This is a genomic window from Rhodopirellula sp. UH5 (assembly GCF_056839225.1).
The window spans coordinates 6,051,520-6,072,675 of record NZ_CM166390.1 but is presented as its reverse complement, the minus strand read 5'-3'; the positions used below and the strand labels follow the sequence as shown (position 1 = coordinate 6,072,675).

At 56.6% G+C, this 21,156-nt stretch carries 20 protein-coding genes; 8 read left to right on the top strand and 12 right to left on the bottom strand.

The genetic code is table 11. The features are described from left to right. The first annotated feature begins 5 nt into the window (after positions 1-5). The 3 genes from UH5x_RS21630 to UH5x_RS21620 all read left to right on the top strand — a co-directional run bounded on the left by UH5x_RS21630 (position 6) and on the right by UH5x_RS21620 (position 3,640). Positions 6-806 carry a site-2 protease family protein gene (locus tag UH5x_RS21630; protein WP_047813729.1) on the top strand — a complete coding sequence of 267 codons (801 nt, stop codon included), beginning with the start codon at positions 6-8 and terminating at the stop codon, positions 804-806. A gap of 798 nt (positions 807-1,604) precedes the next feature. Further along, complete coding sequence (locus tag UH5x_RS21625) at positions 1,605-1,865, top strand: hypothetical protein (protein ID WP_482636133.1); 261 nt, start codon at positions 1,605-1,607, stop codon at positions 1,863-1,865. A 359-nt stretch (positions 1,866-2,224) separates the two neighbouring features. Continuing rightward, positions 2,225-3,640, top strand: a complete 1,416-nt coding sequence (locus UH5x_RS21620; RefSeq protein ID WP_047813726.1) for a POT family MFS transporter — start codon at positions 2,225-2,227, stop codon at positions 3,638-3,640. Positions 3,641-3,775: 135 nt separating this feature from the next. Here UH5x_RS21620 and UH5x_RS21615 read toward each other — a convergent pair whose 3' ends face one another. From UH5x_RS21615 to UH5x_RS21595, 5 genes are all read right to left on the bottom strand, one after another. Continuing rightward, entirely contained in the window at positions 3,776-5,848 is a 2,073-nt protein-coding gene (locus UH5x_RS21615) for an ATP-binding protein (RefSeq protein WP_236696131.1), read from the bottom strand. Positions 5,849-6,062: 214 nt separating this feature from the next. Beyond that, the gene (locus UH5x_RS21610; RefSeq protein ID WP_482633640.1) at positions 6,063-7,607 is read right to left on the bottom strand and encodes a sulfatase family protein; all 1,545 of its coding nucleotides are present in this window, start codon (positions 7,605-7,607) and stop codon (positions 6,063-6,065) included. 232 nt (positions 7,608-7,839) lie between these two features. Then, positions 7,840-8,529 (bottom strand): PRC-barrel domain-containing protein, encoded by a 690-nt coding sequence (locus UH5x_RS21605; protein WP_482633639.1) that lies wholly within the window; start codon positions 8,527-8,529, stop codon positions 7,840-7,842. Positions 8,530-8,670: 141 nt separating this feature from the next. Beyond that, a complete protein-coding gene (locus UH5x_RS21600) occupies positions 8,671-9,585 on the bottom strand; it encodes a hypothetical protein (RefSeq protein WP_482633638.1) in 915 nt (304 codons plus the stop codon). A 381-nt stretch (positions 9,586-9,966) separates the two neighbouring features. After that, complete coding sequence (locus UH5x_RS21595; protein WP_047813722.1) at positions 9,967-10,326, bottom strand: hypothetical protein; 360 nt, start codon at positions 10,324-10,326, stop codon at positions 9,967-9,969. A 754-nt stretch (positions 10,327-11,080) separates the two neighbouring features. Here UH5x_RS21595 and UH5x_RS21590 point away from each other — a divergent pair. Both UH5x_RS21590 and UH5x_RS21585 read left to right on the top strand, forming a co-directional pair. Further along, entirely contained in the window at positions 11,081-11,914 is an 834-nt protein-coding gene (locus UH5x_RS21590; protein ID WP_482633637.1) for a polysaccharide deacetylase family protein, read from the top strand. A gap of 386 nt (positions 11,915-12,300) precedes the next feature. Next, the gene (locus UH5x_RS21585) at positions 12,301-12,993 is read left to right on the top strand and encodes a DUF502 domain-containing protein (RefSeq protein WP_047813720.1); all 693 of its coding nucleotides are present in this window, start codon (positions 12,301-12,303) and stop codon (positions 12,991-12,993) included. 40 nt (positions 12,994-13,033) lie between these two features. Here the strand turns inward: UH5x_RS21585 and UH5x_RS21580 are convergent, their stop codons facing one another. Beyond that, positions 13,034-13,483, bottom strand: coding sequence for an MgtC/SapB family protein (locus tag UH5x_RS21580; protein WP_047813719.1), 450 nt, complete (start codon positions 13,481-13,483; stop codon positions 13,034-13,036). 245 nt (positions 13,484-13,728) lie between these two features. Here UH5x_RS21580 and UH5x_RS21575 point away from each other — a divergent pair, with 245 nt between their 5' ends. After that, positions 13,729-15,057 carry an NAD(P)/FAD-dependent oxidoreductase gene (locus tag UH5x_RS21575; RefSeq protein WP_482633636.1) on the top strand — a complete coding sequence of 443 codons (1,329 nt, stop codon included), beginning with the start codon at positions 13,729-13,731 and terminating at the stop codon, positions 15,055-15,057. 100 nt (positions 15,058-15,157) lie between these two features. Here the strand turns inward: UH5x_RS21575 and UH5x_RS21570 are convergent, their stop codons facing one another. From UH5x_RS21570 to UH5x_RS21555, 4 genes are all read right to left on the bottom strand, one after another. After that, positions 15,158-15,883 (bottom strand): tetratricopeptide repeat protein, encoded by a 726-nt coding sequence (locus tag UH5x_RS21570; protein ID WP_047813718.1) that lies wholly within the window; start codon positions 15,881-15,883, stop codon positions 15,158-15,160. Beyond that, positions 15,883-16,458 (bottom strand): hypothetical protein, encoded by a 576-nt coding sequence (locus tag UH5x_RS21565; protein ID WP_482633635.1) that lies wholly within the window; start codon positions 16,456-16,458, stop codon positions 15,883-15,885. The genes UH5x_RS21570 and UH5x_RS21565 overlap by 1 nt, the downstream gene beginning before the upstream one ends. Beyond that, complete coding sequence (locus UH5x_RS21560) at positions 16,448-18,481, bottom strand: type II and III secretion system protein family protein (RefSeq protein ID WP_482633634.1); 2,034 nt, start codon at positions 18,479-18,481, stop codon at positions 16,448-16,450. Before UH5x_RS21560 ends, UH5x_RS21565 begins: the two co-directional genes overlap by 11 nt. Positions 18,482-18,713: 232 nt before the next feature. Next, positions 18,714-19,145, bottom strand: coding sequence for a Fur family transcriptional regulator (locus UH5x_RS21555; RefSeq protein WP_482633633.1), 432 nt, complete (start codon positions 19,143-19,145; stop codon positions 18,714-18,716). A gap of 333 nt (positions 19,146-19,478) precedes the next feature. Between UH5x_RS21555 and UH5x_RS21550 the strand changes: the two genes are divergently transcribed. Beyond that, positions 19,479-20,117: a MerC domain-containing protein gene (locus UH5x_RS21550; protein ID WP_482633632.1), complete on the top strand. Its 639-nt coding sequence runs from the start codon at positions 19,479-19,481 to the stop codon at positions 20,115-20,117. 32 nt (positions 20,118-20,149) lie between these two features. On the opposite strand, the gene UH5x_RS21545 is transcribed toward UH5x_RS21550, so the two are convergent. Continuing rightward, a complete protein-coding gene (locus UH5x_RS21545; protein WP_482636132.1) occupies positions 20,150-20,341 on the bottom strand; it encodes a hypothetical protein in 192 nt (63 codons plus the stop codon). After that, the gene (locus UH5x_RS21540) at positions 20,281-20,436 is read right to left on the bottom strand and encodes a GTP-binding protein (protein ID WP_482636049.1); all 156 of its coding nucleotides are present in this window, start codon (positions 20,434-20,436) and stop codon (positions 20,281-20,283) included. The genes UH5x_RS21545 and UH5x_RS21540 overlap by 61 nt, the downstream gene beginning before the upstream one ends. Positions 20,437-20,612: 176 nt before the next feature. Between UH5x_RS21540 and UH5x_RS21535 the strand changes: the two genes are divergently transcribed. Further along, entirely contained in the window at positions 20,613-21,077 is a 465-nt protein-coding gene (locus tag UH5x_RS21535) for a hypothetical protein (protein WP_482633631.1), read from the top strand. Positions 21,078-21,156 lie beyond the last annotated feature (79 nt).

The following is a 21,156-nucleotide window of genomic DNA, read 5'->3' as shown; positions in this document are numbered from 1 at the left end:
GTCCAATGCTGCTGCAACAACCCCAAGAATCACCCTACGACCTGAACTTCCAGTTGTTCGGATTTCCGATCCGAATCGCGTGGACGTTTTGGCTGGGCGCGGCCGTGTTTGGATGGGGTTTGGTCCAGCTGTTTGATTCGATGGAAGGCAGCCCTGGCCGCCTGCCATTGCTGCTGCTGTGGGCTCTCTGCATGCTCTTTTCGATCCTGATTCACGAGCTCGGCCACGCGTTTGCTTTTCGCCAATTTGGCATCGAATCATCGCTGGTTCTGTACCACTTTGGCGGGCTCGCCGTGCCGCGATCCACGCACAATTACGGCGGTTTTGCCTCGTCGTTCTCGCCTCCGCGGCTCAGCCATGGTGCCGAACTCTGGATCGCTCTGGCGGGGCCGCTGGCGCAGTTGGCATCCGCTGCAGTGGTCGTTGCCGCTGTCAAAGCGATGGGGTTTCGGATCACCGCGTTCGCTTTGATGCCCTATCCACTCGATTCGCTTCCCGGCGTCCTCGAGGGGAACGATTTTGACAGTGTCGGCATGATCGCGTTGGTCACGTTCTACGTCTGGCCCAGCGTGCTCTGGGCAGTCCTGAATTTGATCCCTGTCTTCCCGCTCGATGGCGGACGAATCATGCGTTCGTTGGTGATGATGGGAGGCGGCCAAACCGACACCTGGTTGTGGATCAGCATGATCATCGGTGGTGCCTGCACGATGTACGGTTTCTCATCCGGGAACATGTTCTTGGGCATCCTCTTTTTGTCGTTGGCGGTGGGCAACTACCAAATGATGCAAGGATCGGCGCGTTACTAGCGCGCACGTCGCGGTGGACTGCTTCATGGGTGCCTCGTTGCCTGCCATCGAGGACATCCAATCAACGATCGCGTCTGCATCACGTCACGTGACAAGCCGGTTCTGCAAAGCTGCCATCGAACACACTTCGCCGCGTTTGCAGTGACAAGCAAACAAGCCGATGTGGATGATGCATCACACGTTGAAACGCGCAACGTTTGTCATCCACGCCACGTTCAACGACCGTTTCGCGTGTTCAACGACGTGTTTTTTTCAAACTTTTTTTGCGACGTTGAAACGCTTGTTCGTTGCCTGTTCCAACGACGCGCATGCATACCATGCAGACAACACGTGGACGTGGCGATAACAACACGTTGCGCGCGTGTTGTTGCAAAAACATTGAAAAAGCCAAGCGTTACTGCACTTGTTCGCAAGCAACGCAACAACGTCGACTGGAACGTTGATGCAAACAAGCCACACGGCGCATCAACGACGAAGCGAAACAACATGCAAAAAATGCGTTTGCCGTAGCAAATTTTGTTGGCGACGCAAGCGGTTTTTTCACGAAAACATGTTGCGGAATCCAGCGAAGCGCGTACAGTTACGCGCACGTACTAACGATCGTTTTTGTTTGCAAGGTCGATGAGGATCATCGAAGCGGATGAAATCGATCACCATCGATTGTTGTTGAGCCGTGGCCGGTGACTTGCAATCAACTTTGACAACGAGGACGTCGACGCAATCGCGTTGACCAAATCGATGTCACAGCTCGCAAGTCACAATGACTCGACAACAGTTCCTTTCTCGCGGAGGAAGAACGTGGCCAAGAAAAAAGCAACCAAGAAGACCGTCAAGCGCACTGCTAAAAAGAGCGTGAAGGCTGTCAAGAAGACCGCTCGTAAAGCAGTCAAGAAGAAAGCCGTCAAAAAGAAAGCCGTGAAGAAGGGCGTCAAGAAAACCGCTCGCAAGGCGACCAAGAAGAAGGCTGTGAAGAAGAAAGCCGTCAAGAAGGCAGCCAAGAAGAAGGTTGCCAAGAAGAAGGCAGTCAAGAAGAAAGTTGCCAAGAAGAAGCGACGCTAAGCTTGACTGATTCGGCGACCCAACCCGGTTCGCCAATCATTCGCGATTCAAATTTGACAAGCCACGTTGAGCTCCAAGTTGGAGAACGTGGCTTTTTTTATGCCCCAGCTCAATCGAGGGAGCTCGGCATCAGAGGGCGCCACCAACCACCGTGTGGCCAAGCGCGGCGAGCAATCCAGCCCCAAATTTTCGCGTTGTCTCAAACGTTGCTTTCCCAGCCCATTAAATCGCCGCGGGGACTGGTTTGGCCGCGGCGAGCGGCTTAATTTGGCCTCTGTCAGCTCCTCCATCACCCCCTTCTTTGCTGACTTCCACTGGGCCCCGTCGCCCGTCCGTGCCAACCCAACGGAACCTGCTTGATGTCGACATCCGATTCCACCCCACCCGACCAACCAGCCAGCCCCAAGTATCGCGATCAGCCCGAAGCCACAACGGGCATGCCTGCCGGCATCCCCTACATCATCGGCAACGAAGCGGCAGAGCGATTCAGCTTCTACGGGATGCGGTCGATCCTCACGGTCTTCATGACAACGTACCTGCTCAACGCCAGTGGTGAACTGGATCCGATGAGCGATGAAGACGCGAAGTTCTGGGGGCACACGTTCATCATGGCCGCCTACTTCACGCCGCTGCTGGGCGCGTTCCTGGCCGACTGGTTGTTGGGCAAGTACCGAACCATCTTGTACCTGTCCGTCCTGTATTGCCTCGGTCACCTGGCACTCGCGATGAACGAAACCCGATTCGGGCTGGCGGTCGGCCTGGGGCTGATCGCCCTTGGCACCGGTGCGATCAAACCATGCGTCTCCGCCCACGTCGGTGACCAATTTGGAACCAAGAATTCACACCTCCTCGCCAAGGTCTTCGGATGGTTCTACGTCGCCATCAACCTGGGCTCCTTCTTCTCGACGCTGCTGACGCCGTGGCTGCTCGACAAGTACGGATCGCAAGTCGCCTTCGGGGTCCCCGGCGTGCTGATGGCAATCGCCACCCTGTTGTTTTGGATGGGGCGAAACAAGTTCATCCACATCCCCGCCCGAGGACCAAGCGTCTTCAAAGACGCCTTCACCGGAATCGGTGGACTGGCGCTGCTGAACCTGATCCCCGTCTACCTCTTGGTCGCTGTGTTCTGGAGCCTGTTCGATCAAACCGCCACTTCATGGGTGATCCAAGCCGAGAGCATGGATCGAAATGTCTTTGGCTTTGAGTTGCTGTCCAGCCAAATCCAGGCGGCGAACCCATTCTTAATCCTCATTTTCGTGCCGCTGTTCAGCTACGTGCTGTACCCGGCGATCAACCGTGTGTTCACTCTGACGCCCTTGCGAAAGATCTCCATGGGCATGTTCCTGACCGTGTCCTCGTTCGCGATCATCGCTTTGATCGAACAAAACATTCAAGATGGCGGGACACCCTCGATCACTTGGCAAGTGCTGGCCTACACAATCCTGACGGCCGCAGAAGTCATGGTCTCGATCACCTGTCTGGAATTCAGCTACACCCAAGCGCCAAACAGCATCAAGAGCATCATCATGAGCTTTTACCTGCTGTCCGTCGCTCTGGGCAACTTCATCGCCGCTGGTGTCAACGCGATCATCTCCAACGCCGATGGCACTTCCAAACTCCCTGGTGCAACCTACTACTGGTTCTTCGCTGGATTGATGTTGGTGGCGGCCTGCCTGTTCATCTTCGTCGCTCTGATTTACCGGGGTAAAACCTACATTCAGGACGACGAAACCCTGGACGCTGAATCGACGGCTGAGAGCTCAATGACCGCTTGATTCGCAAGAATGTTCTGGCGGCCTGAGGTTCGCCACGGTTCTCACCCAGGAACCGTGGCGGTGAGTTGTTCGATGGGGTGGCTTGCAGCGAAGAAGACCATCGTGGGCTGAACGACCGGTGATCGGGTCGAGCGGTCACCTCAGTCCGCGACGCACTTCCAATTCCAGAAAGATTTCTCGCAGGCGTTGAACCGAAGCGGGTTTGGTGATGTGCCTGTCAAAACCGGCCTCCATTGCCATCCGAATGTCTTCGGGTTGCCCATTGCCGGTCATCGCGATCAGCATGCTGGAATCCAATTCCGACAAGCTACGGAATTGTCTCGCGAGCTCGTAGCCATCCATGTCCGGCATGCAGATGTCTGAAAAGACGATGTCAGGCTGAAGCTCACGAGCCCGCTCAATGCCAATGGGAGCACTGGGCGCTGAACTCACCTCGTGCCCCATCGCGCCGACCAACATCGTGAACATTTTTGCGATCGCGGGGACGTCGTCCACCACCAACACCCGGAAACGTTTCCTCGGCTCCTCCACTTGGACGCCCGGATTCAGCTCACCGGGCGGGGCATCCAAACGCGGCAAATGAATCCGAAACTCACTCCCGCTCGACGTCTCGTCACTGTCCATCAACAGGACCTCTCCACCGTGCAGTTCGACCAACTGCTTGACCAACGTCAAGCCGATGCCGAGCCCGCCGCGACTGTCCTTCAATGTGCCTTCCACCTGCGTGAACATTTCGAAGATGGCCCTCCGATGCTCCGGTGGGATACCAACTCCATTGTCCTTGACTGTGATCTCCACCTGCCCATTGGATCGGCCGCAGGAGACTTCGATGCGACCATTTGGCGGTGTGTACTTGCATGCATTGTTGAGCAGATTGGTCACCACCTGCGTCAGCCGGACGTCGTCGCCATGCACATGCAGAGCTTCTTCCGGATCTGCTCGACGAATCAGCTGATGGCCCATCTCGTTGCAAAGTGACTCCACCGCTCGACAAGAATTTGCAACAACTTCGTGAATCGACACCGTCTCTCGCTGCAAATCAATCCGCCCACGCGTGATCCGTGAAACGTCCATCAGATCATCGATCAATCGCACCAACTGGCGGACTTGGTTTTCCAAAACGGTGCTGATCTCATTGACCTGACCAGGGTCCTTCGCCGCGAAACGAAGCAGGTCAACAGCGTTGCCAATCGGTGTCAGTGGGTTGCGTAATTCGTGTGCTAACAATGCGAGAAAGCGATTCTTGCGTTCATCCATCTCACTGAGCAACGCCTTCTCATTCTTCAATTCGCGAAACAACCGCTCGCGTTCGAGTGTGTTTTCGTGCGACTGCGAGACGTCATCGATGATCAGTAAAATCTGATCTGAATGCCCGTCATATCGGTGCAAGGAAACCGCCGAAACGTTGACGTGCACAGTTCGCTTTTGCCCATCGGCATCCTCGCCCTTGGCACAGTAGGTATCCACGCAGCGGAACACGCTTCCGTCGCCCACCGCATCACGGATTCGCTGGCACTCGTCAAGCCTCCGATCGGGAATGATCGGCAAGGGATACCCCAGCACCTCGGCGCTGGTCCAGCCAAAGATGGCTTCGGAGGCGTCGTTCCAAAGCTTCACGCGCCCGTCACAATCGATGACAATGACCGACAGCGGCGACGCTTGGATCATTGTCTGAAACATGCGTGCTTGGTCGCGTTCCCGTTCGGCCGCAGCGATCAGTTCGATCTCTGACTCAACCGACGCCGACAGTTCACGCAACGTTTCGAGTTCGTCTTCCGTCCATTCACGCGGAACAACGTCGACAACGCAAAGCGTACCGAGCACTTCACCCGATCGTGTTCGGATGGGAAAGCCAGCGTAAGAAACGATCCCGTACTCTTTGATCGCCGGATGCGACTCAACCCGAGGATCCACGCGTGCATCTTCTATCAGGAAACGCTCTCCCGCACGTACCGTCAGTTTGCAAAACGAGTGACTCAGCGGTGAACCACGCAGGGTTGCGAGAGGCTCCGGCAAACCAACGCAACTCTTGAAGAATTGCCGATCCTCCTCGATCAGCGTGACCACCGAGGCAGGGCATCGCAGCAAACGGGCGGCCAAACGAGTGATCCGATCAAACGACTCGTCGGCGGGACTGTCCACCAACGACAGACTTCGCAGAGCCTTCAGCCTCAATGGATCTGTGATCGGGTCAACGGTTCGATTCATCGATGCTTTCGCGGCCGTTCGCAAGGTCAATGACAAAAAAAGGGGGACGGTTCAACGCCCCGTCCCCCGAAACTCACACCGCATCGATCTTATCTGCGTCCCTCGCCTTTGTCTTGGGGCAGCAACCGGTCCGCCCCTGCAGCTGAAGAATCGGCTGCTCCCGAGCCAACCGCAACCGCCGATGGGAACGATTCTGCCACTTTCGATTCGCCCATCAAGGACTTGGGAAGGACACGCCCGCTGGCAAGAACGTGATCTCGCGATCGTTCGCGACCTTGGGTCCCTCGGTGCTGCGGCCTGAGTCAACGTAATCGCTGAGTAAGCGCAACAACGAATCGACGACTTCAGGATTCTGCTTCGCGACGTTGGATTTCTCTGAGGGGTCCGCTTGCAAATCAAACAATTGCAGTGGCGGAAGTCCCTGCTGCTTGGCTTTGGGCTCACGCGGGTCGCTCCAGCCGCCACTGCCACGCGACAGGCAGAGCTTCCATTTGCCGCGACGAATCGCGAACGAACCGCCGATGCTGTGGCTGACCAAAGCTTCGCGTTCCGATGAGTCGTCGCCACCAAACACGCCGGTCAAATCAAACCCATCTTCACCGCCTGTCGCTTCCCGCGGTTGATCCGTGATCGACTGCAATGTCGTGTACACATCGGTCAAACAAGCGACCGCATTGGTCGTCTTGCCCGCCACAACTTTCCCTGGCCATCGCGCGATGAAGGGAACACGGTGACCGCCTTCGTAGATGTCTGCTTTGTGCCCTCGGTAGCCTGCACTCGGATCATGTTCATACTTGGCGAGCGCACCAAAATTGGCTTCCGGTGAACAACCATTGTCGCTGGTGAAGATCACCAATGTGTTCTCTTCGATGCCCGCCTTGGCAACCGAATCGAGCAATTGCCCCATGTGGTGATCCATCTGCATCACAAAGTCCGCGTAAGGGTTCATCCCACTGGCGTCTTTGAACGGCGGCACCGGAACGATCGGCGTGTGCGGGGCAGGAAGCGGCAGATACAAGAAGAACGGCTTGTCCTCCTTCACGCGTTCTTCGACATAGGCGATCGACTTGTCAAACAAATGCGGCAACACCTGTTCGATCTCAAAGTCATCTCCGATCGGTCCGTTGCGATACCAACCGTAGGGATTCTCCTTCTTCGTCACTCCCTCTTTTCGAGTCGGCACAGAAGTTGGCTTGCCAGTGTCCACCCAGACGTACGGAGGCATGTCCAGTGATCCACAGTGAGCGTAGTACTGGTCGAAACCGTTGCTGTCGGGACCGTTCAAAACCGGCTTTGAAAAGTCAATTTCTTTGCCGTCCTTGTGCCAATCCCAACCGAGGTGCCACTTGCCGATCATCGCCGTGTGATACCCGGCACCTTGAAGCAGATGCCCCAAAGTCGCTCGGTCACCTGGGATCAAGTGCTCGCTGGTTCCACTCAAAACACCCTTGGCCAATCGCGAACGCCAGTTGTAACGACCGGTCAACAGCCCGTACCGTGTTGGGGTGCACACCGAACTGGGCGTGTGAGCATCCAAGAATGTCAGCCCTTCATCCGCCATCTGCTGCAGACGCGGCGTCTTGATCTTGCATTCCGGATTGGTCGGCGAGACATCGCCGATCCCCAAGTCATCCGCCATCACCAGAATGATATTTGGACGAGCCGTAGAATCGTCGGCACGAACCTGCGTCGCCTCCACATCCATCAGACAGGGAACAGCAACAACCGCGGAAACAACAAACCATCGCAACCAATTCATCAGTAGCCAATCAATCAGAGTGGGGAAGGAAAAAGGGGGATCGCACATTCTAGACACGAAGCATTCTGATGCAGAAAGCTTCTCGTGAGACCCCGCGTGGCCCCTCAAACTACCAAAGAACGGATGCACCTTCTCGGAATGGAAGCACAAACTCGCAGCCCAAAAACGCTTCCCCAGCGAATGCGACAACCGCGGAATGAATTGCGACAACCTGGCAGCGTTCAGAATTTGCTCACGAGGCCGGCTCATAGAGAGGCGAACCCTTGATCTGCTCTTGCGTCAAACCCACTGTGACGGTCGCTTCCGCCCACGAAATCTCTCGAATCAGCTCGCGGCTGATCAGCACTTTTTTGCCTGGCCACCAATTCCGAGTGTCCACGATCAATTTTTGAAGGGACCAGTTCACATCATCGATCAACAATCCTTGAACGTGCCCGACATGCTCATCGCTGCCCTGGATGTTGTAGCCTGAAACTTCGTTCGCACTGCGGAGGTGATTCCGCTGGATGTCATCCGTTTCGACTTGGTCCATCGGCAGCAAACCTGCCGCCAACGGCATCGGCGTGTAACCGCTGCCGGCCAACGTTGCCCCCGCGGGTCCCCAGTAGTACGGCACATCAAAATGCTGGTACAGCTCGATCTCCATCTGACGCGATACCGGGCGATCGGACTCAACCGAAGGGCTGTCGCTGACCTGTTGACTGGTCAATGGGACGGCAGCACTCGCAGCACTCCAGTCCGCGTTCTCAACAACGCCCGGTGGCAACAAGACCTGACGCCCAGGCAGCCAATGCCCTGTGTCAACGACCAGGTGCCTGACGACCCAAGTCTCGTCATCAAACAACAGGTCACAGATCGTTCCGACACTTCGATCGGATCCGAGCAATTCTGTGCCCAAGATGGTCTCGGTGGAAATCAACATGACATGGTTCCTCTGGAAAAGCGGACAGGTTGCGTGAAGCACATCGCGTGCAAAGAACGTTCCGAAACCGAATGCGAAGTCGACTGAGCAGGCATGCAGGATTCTTCAGGTGAAGATCGAGAGATAGTTGGCGAGGTCCAATCAGCGATAACGCTGCGAGACGACACGCAACTCAAACCCACCGCTCTTTGAAACACACTCGAAGACCGTGTTTGCAATCTCATCCACCGAATCGTGCCCTGCCTTGACCGCATGGCGAAGCTCCAGCGTTGCCAAATGCACTTCCAACTCCTCTGGAATCAACTTGAGGATCTGACGATCACGAGTGGATACGCCGGCCTGGATCAGCAAACGTTCTTCAAATCGCTGCAGTGGACTGGGGCGAGTCCAAAGGAAGTACAGTCGCTTCTCTTCGCTGGAATCGTCCAGATATCGAGCCTGAGGATTTGATGAAAACTGATTCACCAAGTCGACTCCTGGTCGCGTTCCGCCGACAACGCCCAATTCGATCCCGAGGTGGTCCAACTGCCTGGCATATTCCTTCAAATCGTTGGCCCTCCAATCAATCTGCCATCGTTTGAATCTTGGAATGATGTCGGCATCGGCATCTCCGGTTTCGTCCAAACCGCTTCTGCCGGTTGTTCCGGAGCCATCGTCTGCCGATGGATCCATGGAATCCATGGAATCCATTTTGGGTTCGGTCATCGCAATTTGTTCGGCGGCCGACACAAGTGACCGAACGGACGCTTTCAAATCGGTGGTGCGAAACGCCACCGTTTCTTGATCTGTCGGAACAACAAACGTCGAATCAACGATCGCGCTGCCTCCAACCGAAACGCGTGTGATCTCCGCCACCGGCTCGGTCAACACAACATCGTCTTCCGGCAGCAGCACCCAGAGCAGAAACAAGACACCGACCATGCTGGTCAGCATCAGCAAGACCGCCATCAAAAACGAAGTCACCGCATCAAACCAACTGGTTCGCATCGCAGCCGATCCGCCTCTGGACGACGACTCCGGTTTCGGGCCGGTGAGTTTCCACGCATTTCGTTTCATCGGATCACTCGCTGAGAGAAGGATGGGCGACTGCCCAAGAGAAGCTCAACGAGTTTAACCGTTCACAGCAACCGACACCAATTTCTCAATGAAATCGGCCAGCCATCACTAGTGGTCTGTCAAAGCTAAAAGTGAGGGTTGATCGTAGTGGACGAGGCGACGAGTCCTTGGATTTGACGCCAGTTCAGGACTCGTCGCCTCGTCCACTACCCTAAAAACAAGTCGTGACAGACCACTAGCAACCTGTTGCTTTGGTCAGCCGGAACGCGTTCGCGTCCGGTAACCGTGGGCTAGCATCCGTCGGCAGATCCTTCGATCTGGGAAACGCTTTCGATCAACAGTCTGCTAGCACCTCAGTCTTTGACGGCGAGGATCCAACCATCATTTGTCCGGACGCTGTTTGTCGAGAAAGGCTTGGATTCTTTCATGCATTTTCTCTGGTGCCGCAATAACCAATGCGCCGTCCTGAGGATAGGGAGCCATCGTGGCGGTTCCACCACGAGCTTCCCAGTGCTTTGGCAAGACCTGATCTTGCACTGTTTGCATGATCAAGGCAGGTCGAAAGGCCCCGTCTTTGGACCACGCCGGCAAATCATGAAGCCGATAGACCTTGACAAAGGTTGTTCCTGGATCGACCAGGACCTCTCCATCCGCCGCATCCGCCGACACTTGCGAATTGGTTGTCACTGCCATTCCCGCCAACATCAAACCCAGCAACAGGGCACCGCACTGCAGATGCATTGTTCAATCCTTTTAAGTTGCGTTTGTCTCTTGCTAAGTGCGAGAACGTGATATCGAGTGTTACTGTAACGCAACCTGGGGGATCCCCAAACATCAATTCAGATCGAATGGATCCGACTCATCCAAGAACGACAAATTGATCGTGCCTCTACTAAGCAGGTCGGCAGAAGTCTTTCGGCATTTGAACTGTGATGGCAACCGCCACTGCTCCCAATTGCAGCCGTGGCTAAGCACGTGAGCGGGAGTCATTGGGCTTGATCACGTAGCGGCGTCTCTCCGAGACGCTGTCATTTGCGAGTCTCAAAGAGACTCGCCTGCGTGAGGTTCTACCCGATCATTCCTGCCGACGTGCTTACATAGGAGGGTAGCCATCGGTATGCGATCGCGCCACCGACGGACACGTGACCCCACGTCGCCACACTCCATCCCGCCGTGGCCAGACGCCACGGCGGGATGGAGTGTTTCCTCGGGCTCGCTTCCCGGGGGTGGGCTGCTACGCAGCAACCCCCGGCTACCCTCCGACATCCCTACCGGGATGAAGAAAGGCAGATGCCGGACGAAAAGTTGCATCCGCTATCGGTACGGCAATATCACACCTTACCCAGCCCAGGTGAATCGCACTGCAACTTGCCCTGATTTGATCGACTTCCGTTCGCATCCGCACTAACATAGGTGCGCTGCATCGCTGTGGCGGGTGTCGTTTTTGACCGACATTGATTCTGTCCATCTCATTCAATTGGGTCCAGTTCGTTCCATGTTTCGCTCAACCCAACCCAATTGGCTTTTGCTGCTTGCCGTTTCCATCGCTTTTCCATCGACGGGCGTCGCCGAAGAGGGTTACTGGCCAGACGGCAAAACCTATTGCGTCACGCTGACCTACGACGACGGCATTCCCAGTCAGATCGTTCACGCCTTGCCACAGTTGAAGGCTGCGAACCTCAAGGGCACGTTTTTTTCGGCGGGTGGCGTCACCTATCGTTGGTCACAGGAAGACCTCGACCAGGTTCGCGAGCAGGGCCACGAGTTGGCGGGGCACACCATCCTTCACCCCTGCGCTCGCAAGAACGACTGGGTGAAACCGGGCGACGCCTCGGAAGATTACGACGATGCTCGGATGGCGAAAGAACTCGATGAAAACCTAGCCAACCTCATCAACAACGGCGTCAAGCGGGAACTTGCGACATTCGCTTACCCGTGCGGAAACACATCCATCGGGGAAGACAATCACAGCTATGTCCCGTTGGTCAAAGAGCGATTCTTCGCCGCGCGTGGCACCCAGTTTGGTTTTGAGATCCCCAGCCAAGGCAACACCGATCTGTTTGAAGTCAAAACCGTCGCGGGCCACGAACGTGACTTGGCGTATCAACTCGAACAGGTCACCAACGCACGAGAGAAACAGGGCTGGCTCGTGATCATGTTCCATGGTGTGGGAGGCGACCATCTGGCAATCAGCGCGGACGACCACAAAGAGATCCTTCGATTCCTGCAGAACGACGATTCGGTTTGGGTCGCAACTTTCCAGGAGGCTGCCGCTTGGGTGAAATCAAAGCAAGCGACCGCACCAACCGCCGCGATTGAAATGGAATAGGCAGGTCGGCAGGAGTCTTTCGGCATTTGAAATATCTTGGCAAGCGTGGTTGTTTCCACGTACAACCGGGGCTAACGCCCGAACGGCTCACTTGGCTATGCCCGATCATTCCTGCCGACCTGCTTAGGTCTTCCCAACGCCTTGGCTTGGCGATCGCTGGATCGGCAGCACCCTACCACGGGTTCATCGTTGCAGCGATCATCGTTGTTTTGGCATTTCGCACAGGCTGGTCCTTCACCCACCTTCCCGAACAAGGGCGCATGCTGTCCGCTGACTTTGCCCACCTCATCGCCTTCCCACTTGGCCTCGCGAGTGCATTCGTTTCGAGGTAGCGGCAGGACGCGTTCCGAGGCAGCCCCTCCCGCTCACCACCTGGATTTTTCAACATGCGTGCTTTCCTCCTAACTCTTTGGCAACGCGGGTTCATCGGCACCTTCTTGACGGGCCTGTTTGCATTGCTGCCACTGGTGATCACGATTTGGATCATGAACTGGGTCGCCGGAATCCTCCGCGGGTTTGTCGGCGCAGAGAGCTTGTTGGGCCAAGGATTGCGTTCGATTGGATTGCACTTTGCCGCCAACCAATGGCTCGCCACCGCAATCGGTTGGGTGTTTGTGGTGGCCGCGATTTGGTTGGTCGGCCTGCTCGTCTCCAGCACCGCTCGTTTCCGCTGGCAAGAATGGTTCGATGGCAGCTTCAAAAAGATCCCCGTGGTCAAGAGCGTCTACGGACCTGTGAAGCAAGTCGTTGAGATGTTCTCCAAGCAAGACGAGTCCGCGATGACCGGAATGAAAGTCGTGCACTGCTACGTCGGCGATGACGAGTCAGCGGGCTTTCTGGGGTTGCTTCCCAGCACCGACACCTATCGATTCCAAGACAAAGAATGCCACGTCATTTACCTGCCGTCCGCCCCGATGCCGATGACCGGCTTCAACATGTTCATTCCGGTCGATCATGTCACCGTTGTGGACATGGGCGTTGACGATTTGATGCAGGTCTATTTTTCGCTGGGCGTGATGACGTCGACCGTGGTTCCGCCCGGAGTTGTCCTTCCAAAACAGAAACCGGGACCGACATAAAGGCCGCCAAACCCGGCGCCTTCGATTCGCGGAGTGGAAGTCAACCTTTTTGATCGTTGGGTGGCTTTTGCTTCCGGTCAAAGTGGGCCTCGATCGGTTGCAGGATCACCAACACCACCACCGTCGTCACCACGCTGGTCACGGCCAACGGATACTCTCGCAGTCCGCACGCGGTTCCAACCGCTGCGGCCAGCCAGATGGTGCTGGCGGAAGTGAGTCCAATCACCTCGTGTTCCTGACTCATCTTCAGAATCGCTCCGGCCCCGATGAATCCGACCCCCGCTGCAATTCCCTGAACCACTCGCGTCATGTCGCCGCCGGAATGGCTGGTCATTTCACGGCTCGCAAGGATGAAGATCGATGCAGCCAAGGAAACCAGGATATGAGTGCGCAGTCCTGCCGCGTGCCCACGTGTTTGGCGTTCCAAACCGATTGCTCCACCAAGCAGGACCGCGGCGAGCGTTGGAATCAAGGTATCGGAGAAAGTCATGCGGCAACTGGCGATTTCAAAGCAAATTTGATGGTGTTGATGACGACGAGATCACCCTCCGCCCATTGTGTGCGTTTCGTGTTTGCCTGGATACTGCACATGGCGGACGCCCCCGATCACTCCCTTCCCAATCCCATTGGAACCAGGGGCCGAAAGGTGAAATCAGACTCCTTCTCGCAATGAATGCGATCTGCCGCCCCGATGCTGACAGCACGTCCTCCACCCAACGACGAGAACGCTCCTCCATGAACTCCACTCCCTCAACCAGACTTCCTCACGTCGTCATTGTCGGCGGCGGTTTTGGCGGTCTCGAAACAGCTCAACGCCTTCGCAAATCGAATGTTCGCGTGACAATCGTGGATCGACACAACTACCACCTGTTCCAACCACTTCTGTATCAAGTCGCCACTGGTGGACTGTCGCCCGCCAACATCGCCACTCCACTGCGATCGATTGTTCGCAAACAAGCCAACTGCGAAGTGCTGATGGCGGAAGTCACCGACTTCGACGTCGCTCATCAACGACTGATGCTCGCCGACGGCGAACTGAACTATGACTACCTGGTGCTCGCTGCCGGAGCCACCCACAGCTATTTCGGCCACGATGAATGGGCGAAGTTTGCCCCCGGCCTGAAAACAATCGGCGACGCAGCCGAAATCCGACGTCGCATCTACTTGGCCTTTGAAGCCGCTGAGCGAGAAACGGATCCAGAACGGCGCCAGGCCAAACTGACGTTTGTCATCGTCGGCGGCGGCCCCACCGGCGTGGAACTCGCGGGGGCACTGTCAGAGATCGCTCAACACACGCTCAAACATGACTTTCGCCATATCAACCCCCAGGACGCTCGGGTCATGATCGTCGAGGCGGCACCGCATGTGCTTGCCCACTACCCCAAGGACCTCTGCGAACGAGCCGCTGAAAAAATCCGCTCGTTTGGAATCGAAGTTCACACCCACACAAAAGTCACCGCGATCAACGCCGATGCGGTTCACCTGTCCGGCCCCAATGGCGAGACGATTGTGGCCACCGAAACCGTGTTGTGGGGCGCCGGCGTGCAAGCCAACCCGTTAGGGAAGAAGCTCGCGTTGGCATTGGGGATCGAAGTCGATCGAGGCGGCCGCTTGCCAGTCAATCAATCCTGCCAACTCGCCGGCCAAGACCGCATCTTCGCAATCGGTGACATCGCTTCGTTTACGGATTCCGATGGCAAATCTCTGCCGGGACTGGCCTCCGTCGCGATCCAACAGGGACGCTATGTTGCCAAGGCGATTCCGCAACTGACAAGCGGAGAATCCATCGACGAAACGTTTCAGTACACCGACCGAGGAACGATGGCAACGATCGGTCGCGCCGCTGCGGTGGCTCTGATTGGCAAGCGTCGCTTCTACGGGCTATTCGCTTGGCTGCTTTGGCTGTTTGTTCACTTGATGCTGATCGTCCAGTTTCAAAACCGGATGTTGATCTTGGTCCAATGGGCGTGGAGCTACGTCACCTTCAACCGCAGCAATCGCATCATCACAGGTGAACAACCGGTCCAACTCATTTCGCAACCCGGCAAATCAGCCTCCGGATGAAAAACCATCGCAAACCAAGTGAATGGTTGGCTGCAAATCGGCTTCGCGTTCGCGGTTCGTCCCGCGGTCGCTTGGTAACTCCGTGGGTGGCCGAACCCGGCTAGCGCTGCTGTGTTGACGTCTCGAGAGCTGCCACCAGGGCATTGGTCTGGTCATCCAAGTTCGGATCCTGCTTGGCTCGCTGCAGGTTCTTTCGAGCGGAATCAATCTCACCGGCTTCGATGTCGAGCAACGCGAGATTGTGGAGCGCGGCCGTTTTCCCCACCGCCATTTCCCACTGTTGGAAGGCATTCCCGTGGTCGCCCTGTCGATAGTAAGTCATCGCGAGGGTCGACCGCAGCCGCTTGTTCTCCGGCGATTTCTGCAACCCTTTCATCGCTTCCTCGATCGCTTGATCAAAACGACCTGCTTCCATCAGTGTCCAAGCGTAATTGTTGATCAAATCGGCGTCGTCCGGCGTTGCTTGCAGAATCAGCTTGTATCTCTCAATGGCGGCGGCGTGATTGCCGACTTCGGCGTACAGGGGCGCAAGGTTGCGATCGAGCGTCGAGGCGTTGGGATCCAGTTCTTCGGCTCGCTCAAAAAGCTTGATTGCTTCTTCGGCGTGCCCTTTCGTTGCCACCGTCTTGGCCGTTTCGATGCACAGCGAACGTTCGTCGGGAATTGGTTGACGCTTTGCCTGGGCATCCATTGACTCCACCGAAGCAAACGGCTTTAAAAAGTCAGCCCCATGATCCTTCTCAATGCTGTTGCATCCCACTGCCAACGGCAACAACGACCAAAGCAGAACACGCAATGGTCGCCACTGAATGATGCCCATGCTCATCAAAAGATCCCTCCGGAAAAGCCATTGGATTGACCACCCAGACCAGAAGGCTGCGAAATCGGTGCACCGGTGCCCGAGGATGAATTGCGAATGGTCCCAAATCCGCTGGCAACACGCTCCGCCTGTGGACCACGCAACCCGAGTGCGGCAGGTGAAGCGACTTCGACCACCGGGGACGGGATCCCGAACGACGCAAGCTGCACGGTGACCGCATTGACTCGCGCTGCGTCCAATTCGTTGCTGCCCGAGGGCTCAACGAAGGATGGCTGGATGCCAGCGAGCCCACTGTTGGCATTGCGAGCCATTCGCTCGATCGCACCAGGGGAAAGCTCCGCACTCGTTCCAACGAAATCGGCATGGTAAAGCACCGTTTGATCAGCGACCGCACCGGTGACCTGCGCGGACTGCCAATTGCATACCTTCGATCCAGCGGGTTCGGGAATCGCGCCAGCGGGAATATCCGCACAGCGATCGACGCCCAGGACCCCACCGCGAGACATGCATCCCAGTGTGGTGAGCGAAGCGGCTGCCAATCCAATTGTGGCGAGTCCGATCATCTTCCGTTTATTGAGCATGATTGCCTCGCTGAATCATTTCACGTAGCGACGAACCATCCCCGGCAGCGTCTGGCTGGAACGGCTTCACGTCAGGGAACGGCTCCATCGAACCGCTGTCGATGCTGGGAGTCGTCGGTTGATAACTCAACGGTTGCTGACTGGATCGAATGGCCGTGTGCGGCACCGGTGATGGTCGTGGACAACAACGATCCGTCGGACCAACGTCGCCGATCATGAAGAGCTCCGGGCAACAGTGCTCGGCTCGTTTTTGCCGGGCGTAGTCGGTGCGAACGGATGAGCGATGGTCTTTGGACCGTCGACTTTCCAAGCGATTGGCAATGTAAAACTCAATGTCGCTGGGCTCATGGACGTCGCTGCCGGGCAGAGCGGGGATTTCGCAAGCATCCACGGGAGCGACCAAATGAGGCGTGACCAGAATCACGAGTTCCTGTTCACCGCTGCTGCTGCGGTTGACCCCGCCTGTCGCGCCGATGATGGGCAAATCGCCCCAGAACGGAGTGCGATCAGAACTGGCTCCGTAGTTGGTTTGCAGTAGTCCGGCGACAGCGATTGTTTGGCCGCTTCGGAGCTGCACCGTCGTGGAAAAATTCCGACTGTTCAGCCCCGAGACCTGAGTCCCGCCGCCTCCGCCGCCAATGCTGGTCCCCAACGACTCGTCTCGCGTGCTGACTTCCGCATTCATCTGCAACCGGATCACATCGCGATCTTGAATGAACGGCGTGAACTGCAACTGAACACCAAAGGGAACGAACGAGACGCCCTGGAGGTTGTTCCCCCCGGTGCCACCGCTGCTGATGATCGGAATCGGGAACTGCCCACCAGCTTGAAAATCCGCAGGCTGGCCGTTCATCGCGACCAAGTTCGGCTCCGCCAACGTTCGAGAAAGATTCATTCGCCGAAGTGCTTCAATGGCCAAGCGGACCTGGCCCATGTCCAACGATGCAAGGATGTTCGCGCTCGATTGGTTTTGAGTGCTGGCCAGGTTGCCGGTCAACGATTGAAAAACCGTCAGTCCATTGTCATTGTCGACGCCAAAGTTCAACCCAATGCTGCGAGCGGCACTTCGATTGACTTCCGCAACCGTGACTTTCAACATCACCTGTTGCTCGCCGACGATCTTCATCTGGTTGATGATCCCCGCCTGAGCCAGTGCAACTGGATCCAGGTTTCGACGTCGCTCCGCGGCGGCTTCCTCGCTGGAAAGTGCATCCACCGCACCGACGAAGTCATAGGCCGCCGCAACCGTGACCGGATTTGCCGGCCTGGTCAAACCTGCTCGAACCCCACGGGCACCCGCGAGAATTTGCAAGATCTGCGACATCTCGATCGCGTCCGGTGCTTGCCCTCGAACAATCAATCGATCAGCGATCTCATCGAGTTCGACAAAGCTATTGGGAAACTTCTCGTTCAGTTCCGACTCGAGGTCCCCGACCGGTTTGGCCAGAATGGGATCTTCGTAAACACGCACCAAGTAGCTGACGACGCTTTGCCCGCTCGGCGCATCACTGTCTTGGAACCACAGCATCAGCGTTGTCGTTCCCGGCCGAATCCCTGTGACGGCCAGTTCACGCCCACTCTCTTGGTCAATGATTTCGGTGCGAATCGTGTCCTCATCGGGAACATAAATTCGTGCCGGAGTATCAGCCAGTCGAAGAATTTTCGGACGACCGAGGACCAGCGAAAGTGGGATCTCGGGATCGATTTCCGATTCGACAAAGCGACTCGCTCGCTGCTTGGCAGCGTCACTGGGCGGCGGCAAGATCAACTCCGTGGGCAACCCGGATTGAATCCGTGAAGGTCCGACATCCGGGATTGGTTGCCACGGAACAACGCGATCGTCGTTTGGAAGTTCCAAGCCCGAGCGGATCGGTCGAGGCTCACCGGGTTGCAGATTGGTTTCCGGCAACCGGACCGGACCGTGTTCTTGCGCGAACGCAGGCATCGCGATCCACCCCATGAGCAGCGTCGCCAGAACGCGACACAGCGGTGATATCAGCGGCATTGCCGACTTAGGGGTCATGAAACGTCTTCCGTGAATGGACAGCAAAAAGACCTGCGCAAAACGTCGCCGCAATACCAGCAGGATAGGTCCGACCACAGGACAATCCTTTTAATCGGTAAAATCGGAAGACAACTTGAGCCGCGTTCGCAGGGTCAGTCATGCGAGGTCGATCTCACCCGCGTTTTCGACTGGAAGCTCGCCGCAGCGAATGCCGCCTAAATTGGTGTGCCGCGATCAGTTTCGAACCAACCTATCGGCAGTCGTTGCAATGGCCGCGAAGCAGGATCTCGGTCACCTCGCCAACCTTGCCGCTCTCTCGCTGGCTGCCCGCAGTCAACTTCACGTCATTCAAGCAAGACACGGTGCCGCAATCGACGCACAGAAAGTGCGGATGAGCCGATTGGTCATGCTCTCCCTCTGCGATCGCTTCGAACCGCCAAACGTGATCTCCCAATTCGGTCCGACGCAGCAAACCGGAGTCCGTCATGTCGTTCAAATTGCGAAACGCAGTCGCTTTGTCCACGCCGCTGGCGGCGAGCTGCTCGGCGACATCCGCATGGGTCAAAGGAGCCTTCGCCTCCCGAAGCATGATCAGTGTGGCGATTCTCGCAGGAGTTGCTCGCAACCCCGCCTCACGAATTGCCTGCTTGATGGCTTCAATGGACTCAGACGACTTACTCACAGAGGTGACCTAAAAGAAATGAACCTGACCAGGATTCGACAACCAACCTCTAGCATATCAACCTGCAATTCTTTTGCAAATCCACAGAATCGGCAGGCACGCCACTGCGGGCTTGGCTATCCCCGGAACGGATACGTCACCGATCTTTCCAACGCCAGAATCTTCATCGAAAATATACCTGCACACCAATTGCATTTCATATTGACAGGCGATTGCCGGACTCTTTTAATGCACAACACTTGCATTTACTAAAACAATGATTGGCATTGATGTGCAAATGCATCCCGGTAGCAATTCACGCGTCCTCCCCGACGACCTGATGGAGCCTGATCAATGAGCGATGTCCCGTATCAACCCGCCAGTCCTCTACCGCTCAGCAGTCCCGAACCCACCAAAATTGCCACCTGGCGTGACTGGGTCGGGATCGTTGCTTCGATCGGGTGTGCGATTCATTGTGCGGCCATGCCGTTTGTGATCGCATTTTTGCCCGCACTGGGACTCAGCTTCCTGGCGGATGAATCGTTTCACCAGTGGATGGCTCTGGCCTGTTTCCTAATCGCGATCGCAGCTTTCGTCCCTGGCTTCCGCAAGCATCGCCGGATGACACCGATCGCAATCGCCAGCGTGGGCTTGGCCCTGATCACCAGCGCGGCATTTGGCTTGGCTGGTGACTGCTGTGCGGCCTGCGAGACTTCCATCATCGCGGCAACCGATGCCGCCGTTTGCACCGACGCATGTTGCGAGCATTGCACCGCAGCGGCAGAAGCCGGTCCAGATGAGTCGGAAGCCAACCTGAGCAGCCTCGCCGCGAGCGGAGGCCCCCCTGAAGTTTCCGGGCTGCAAGCTTTGGTCGCTCCCTTCGCACTTTGGATCACACCGATCGGTGGACTCCTGCTGGTCTGCGCTCACTTGCTCAACCGTCGATACGGATGCCTCTGCGGGTGCTGCGAACCAGCCACACAAGCTGCGTGACCCGCCTGGCATCAAGGCACGACCTTCATCCGCTACTTGCACTTCAGTAGCAGTTGCTCCAGCTCCTCCCAGCCGGAGGTTGGACTGTCGGTGATGACTTCCAAGCGGCTATCGCGACGATACGCCGTGGTGCTGAACGAGGTCTCATTCTTGCTGCGATTGATCACCCACCAATCAACTCGTCCACGGTCACCATGCCGTACTCGTTCACGAAAATCGACCATCGTTCGCCATCCGGTCGATGCTCAAGCAAGCGATTGATCGCCGTTGTCTTCCTTGACCCAAGGAATCCCGTGATCAAATTGGTTGGGATCGGCATCATCGAACTCGAACGGGGCTGTTTTGCTGGCTGAGGTTTGGCATCCATTTTGGATACTTTAGCAGATCCCCAAGAACACTCCCTTCCTGCACACGTGTTGCATGTGCGTCGTATTGTCATAAACTGAACGTGTCCTGACGGCACTCATCGCTTCTTTTCCTACGAAGGGTTCTTCTATGTTGCTCAAGTTCCGAACACTCTGCTTGGTCGTTGCCTTGGCTGGTTGCGGGCCCCTCGCCGCGGCCGACCAACCCTCTCCGCAGCAGCCCACTGACACCGCTAGCAACATCGCCGCGAATGGCACCGGCGAGTCGGTGCACGAAGATGGCCCGATTCTTGTCGTTGCTCACAAGAGCTTGCTCGACAGAATTGCGACGTGGACCGACGCTCCGGCAGAATGCCTCTTTGATCGAGAAAACCTAGCCGACGACAACGCTCAACGGACCGTGCCGGCTTTACCCATCGCTCGATTGCTCAACGCGAAGTGCTATCTCTATTGCCCAAGCGAAGAACTGCCCATCGAAGCCATCTATCGAGAGCGTCTGGCAAACCATGGCGTGAAAGTCATTCCCATTGCCTCACCGTCCCAGCGTCGCAATCAAGAACTGCAGAAGAGTGCGATGTTGGCCACGTTGCACTAAGCAGCAATCGAACCGAACGGATAACTCCAAGTGGCATAGGCTTCCAGCCTGTGGAAGACCAACACAGGCTGGAAGCCTA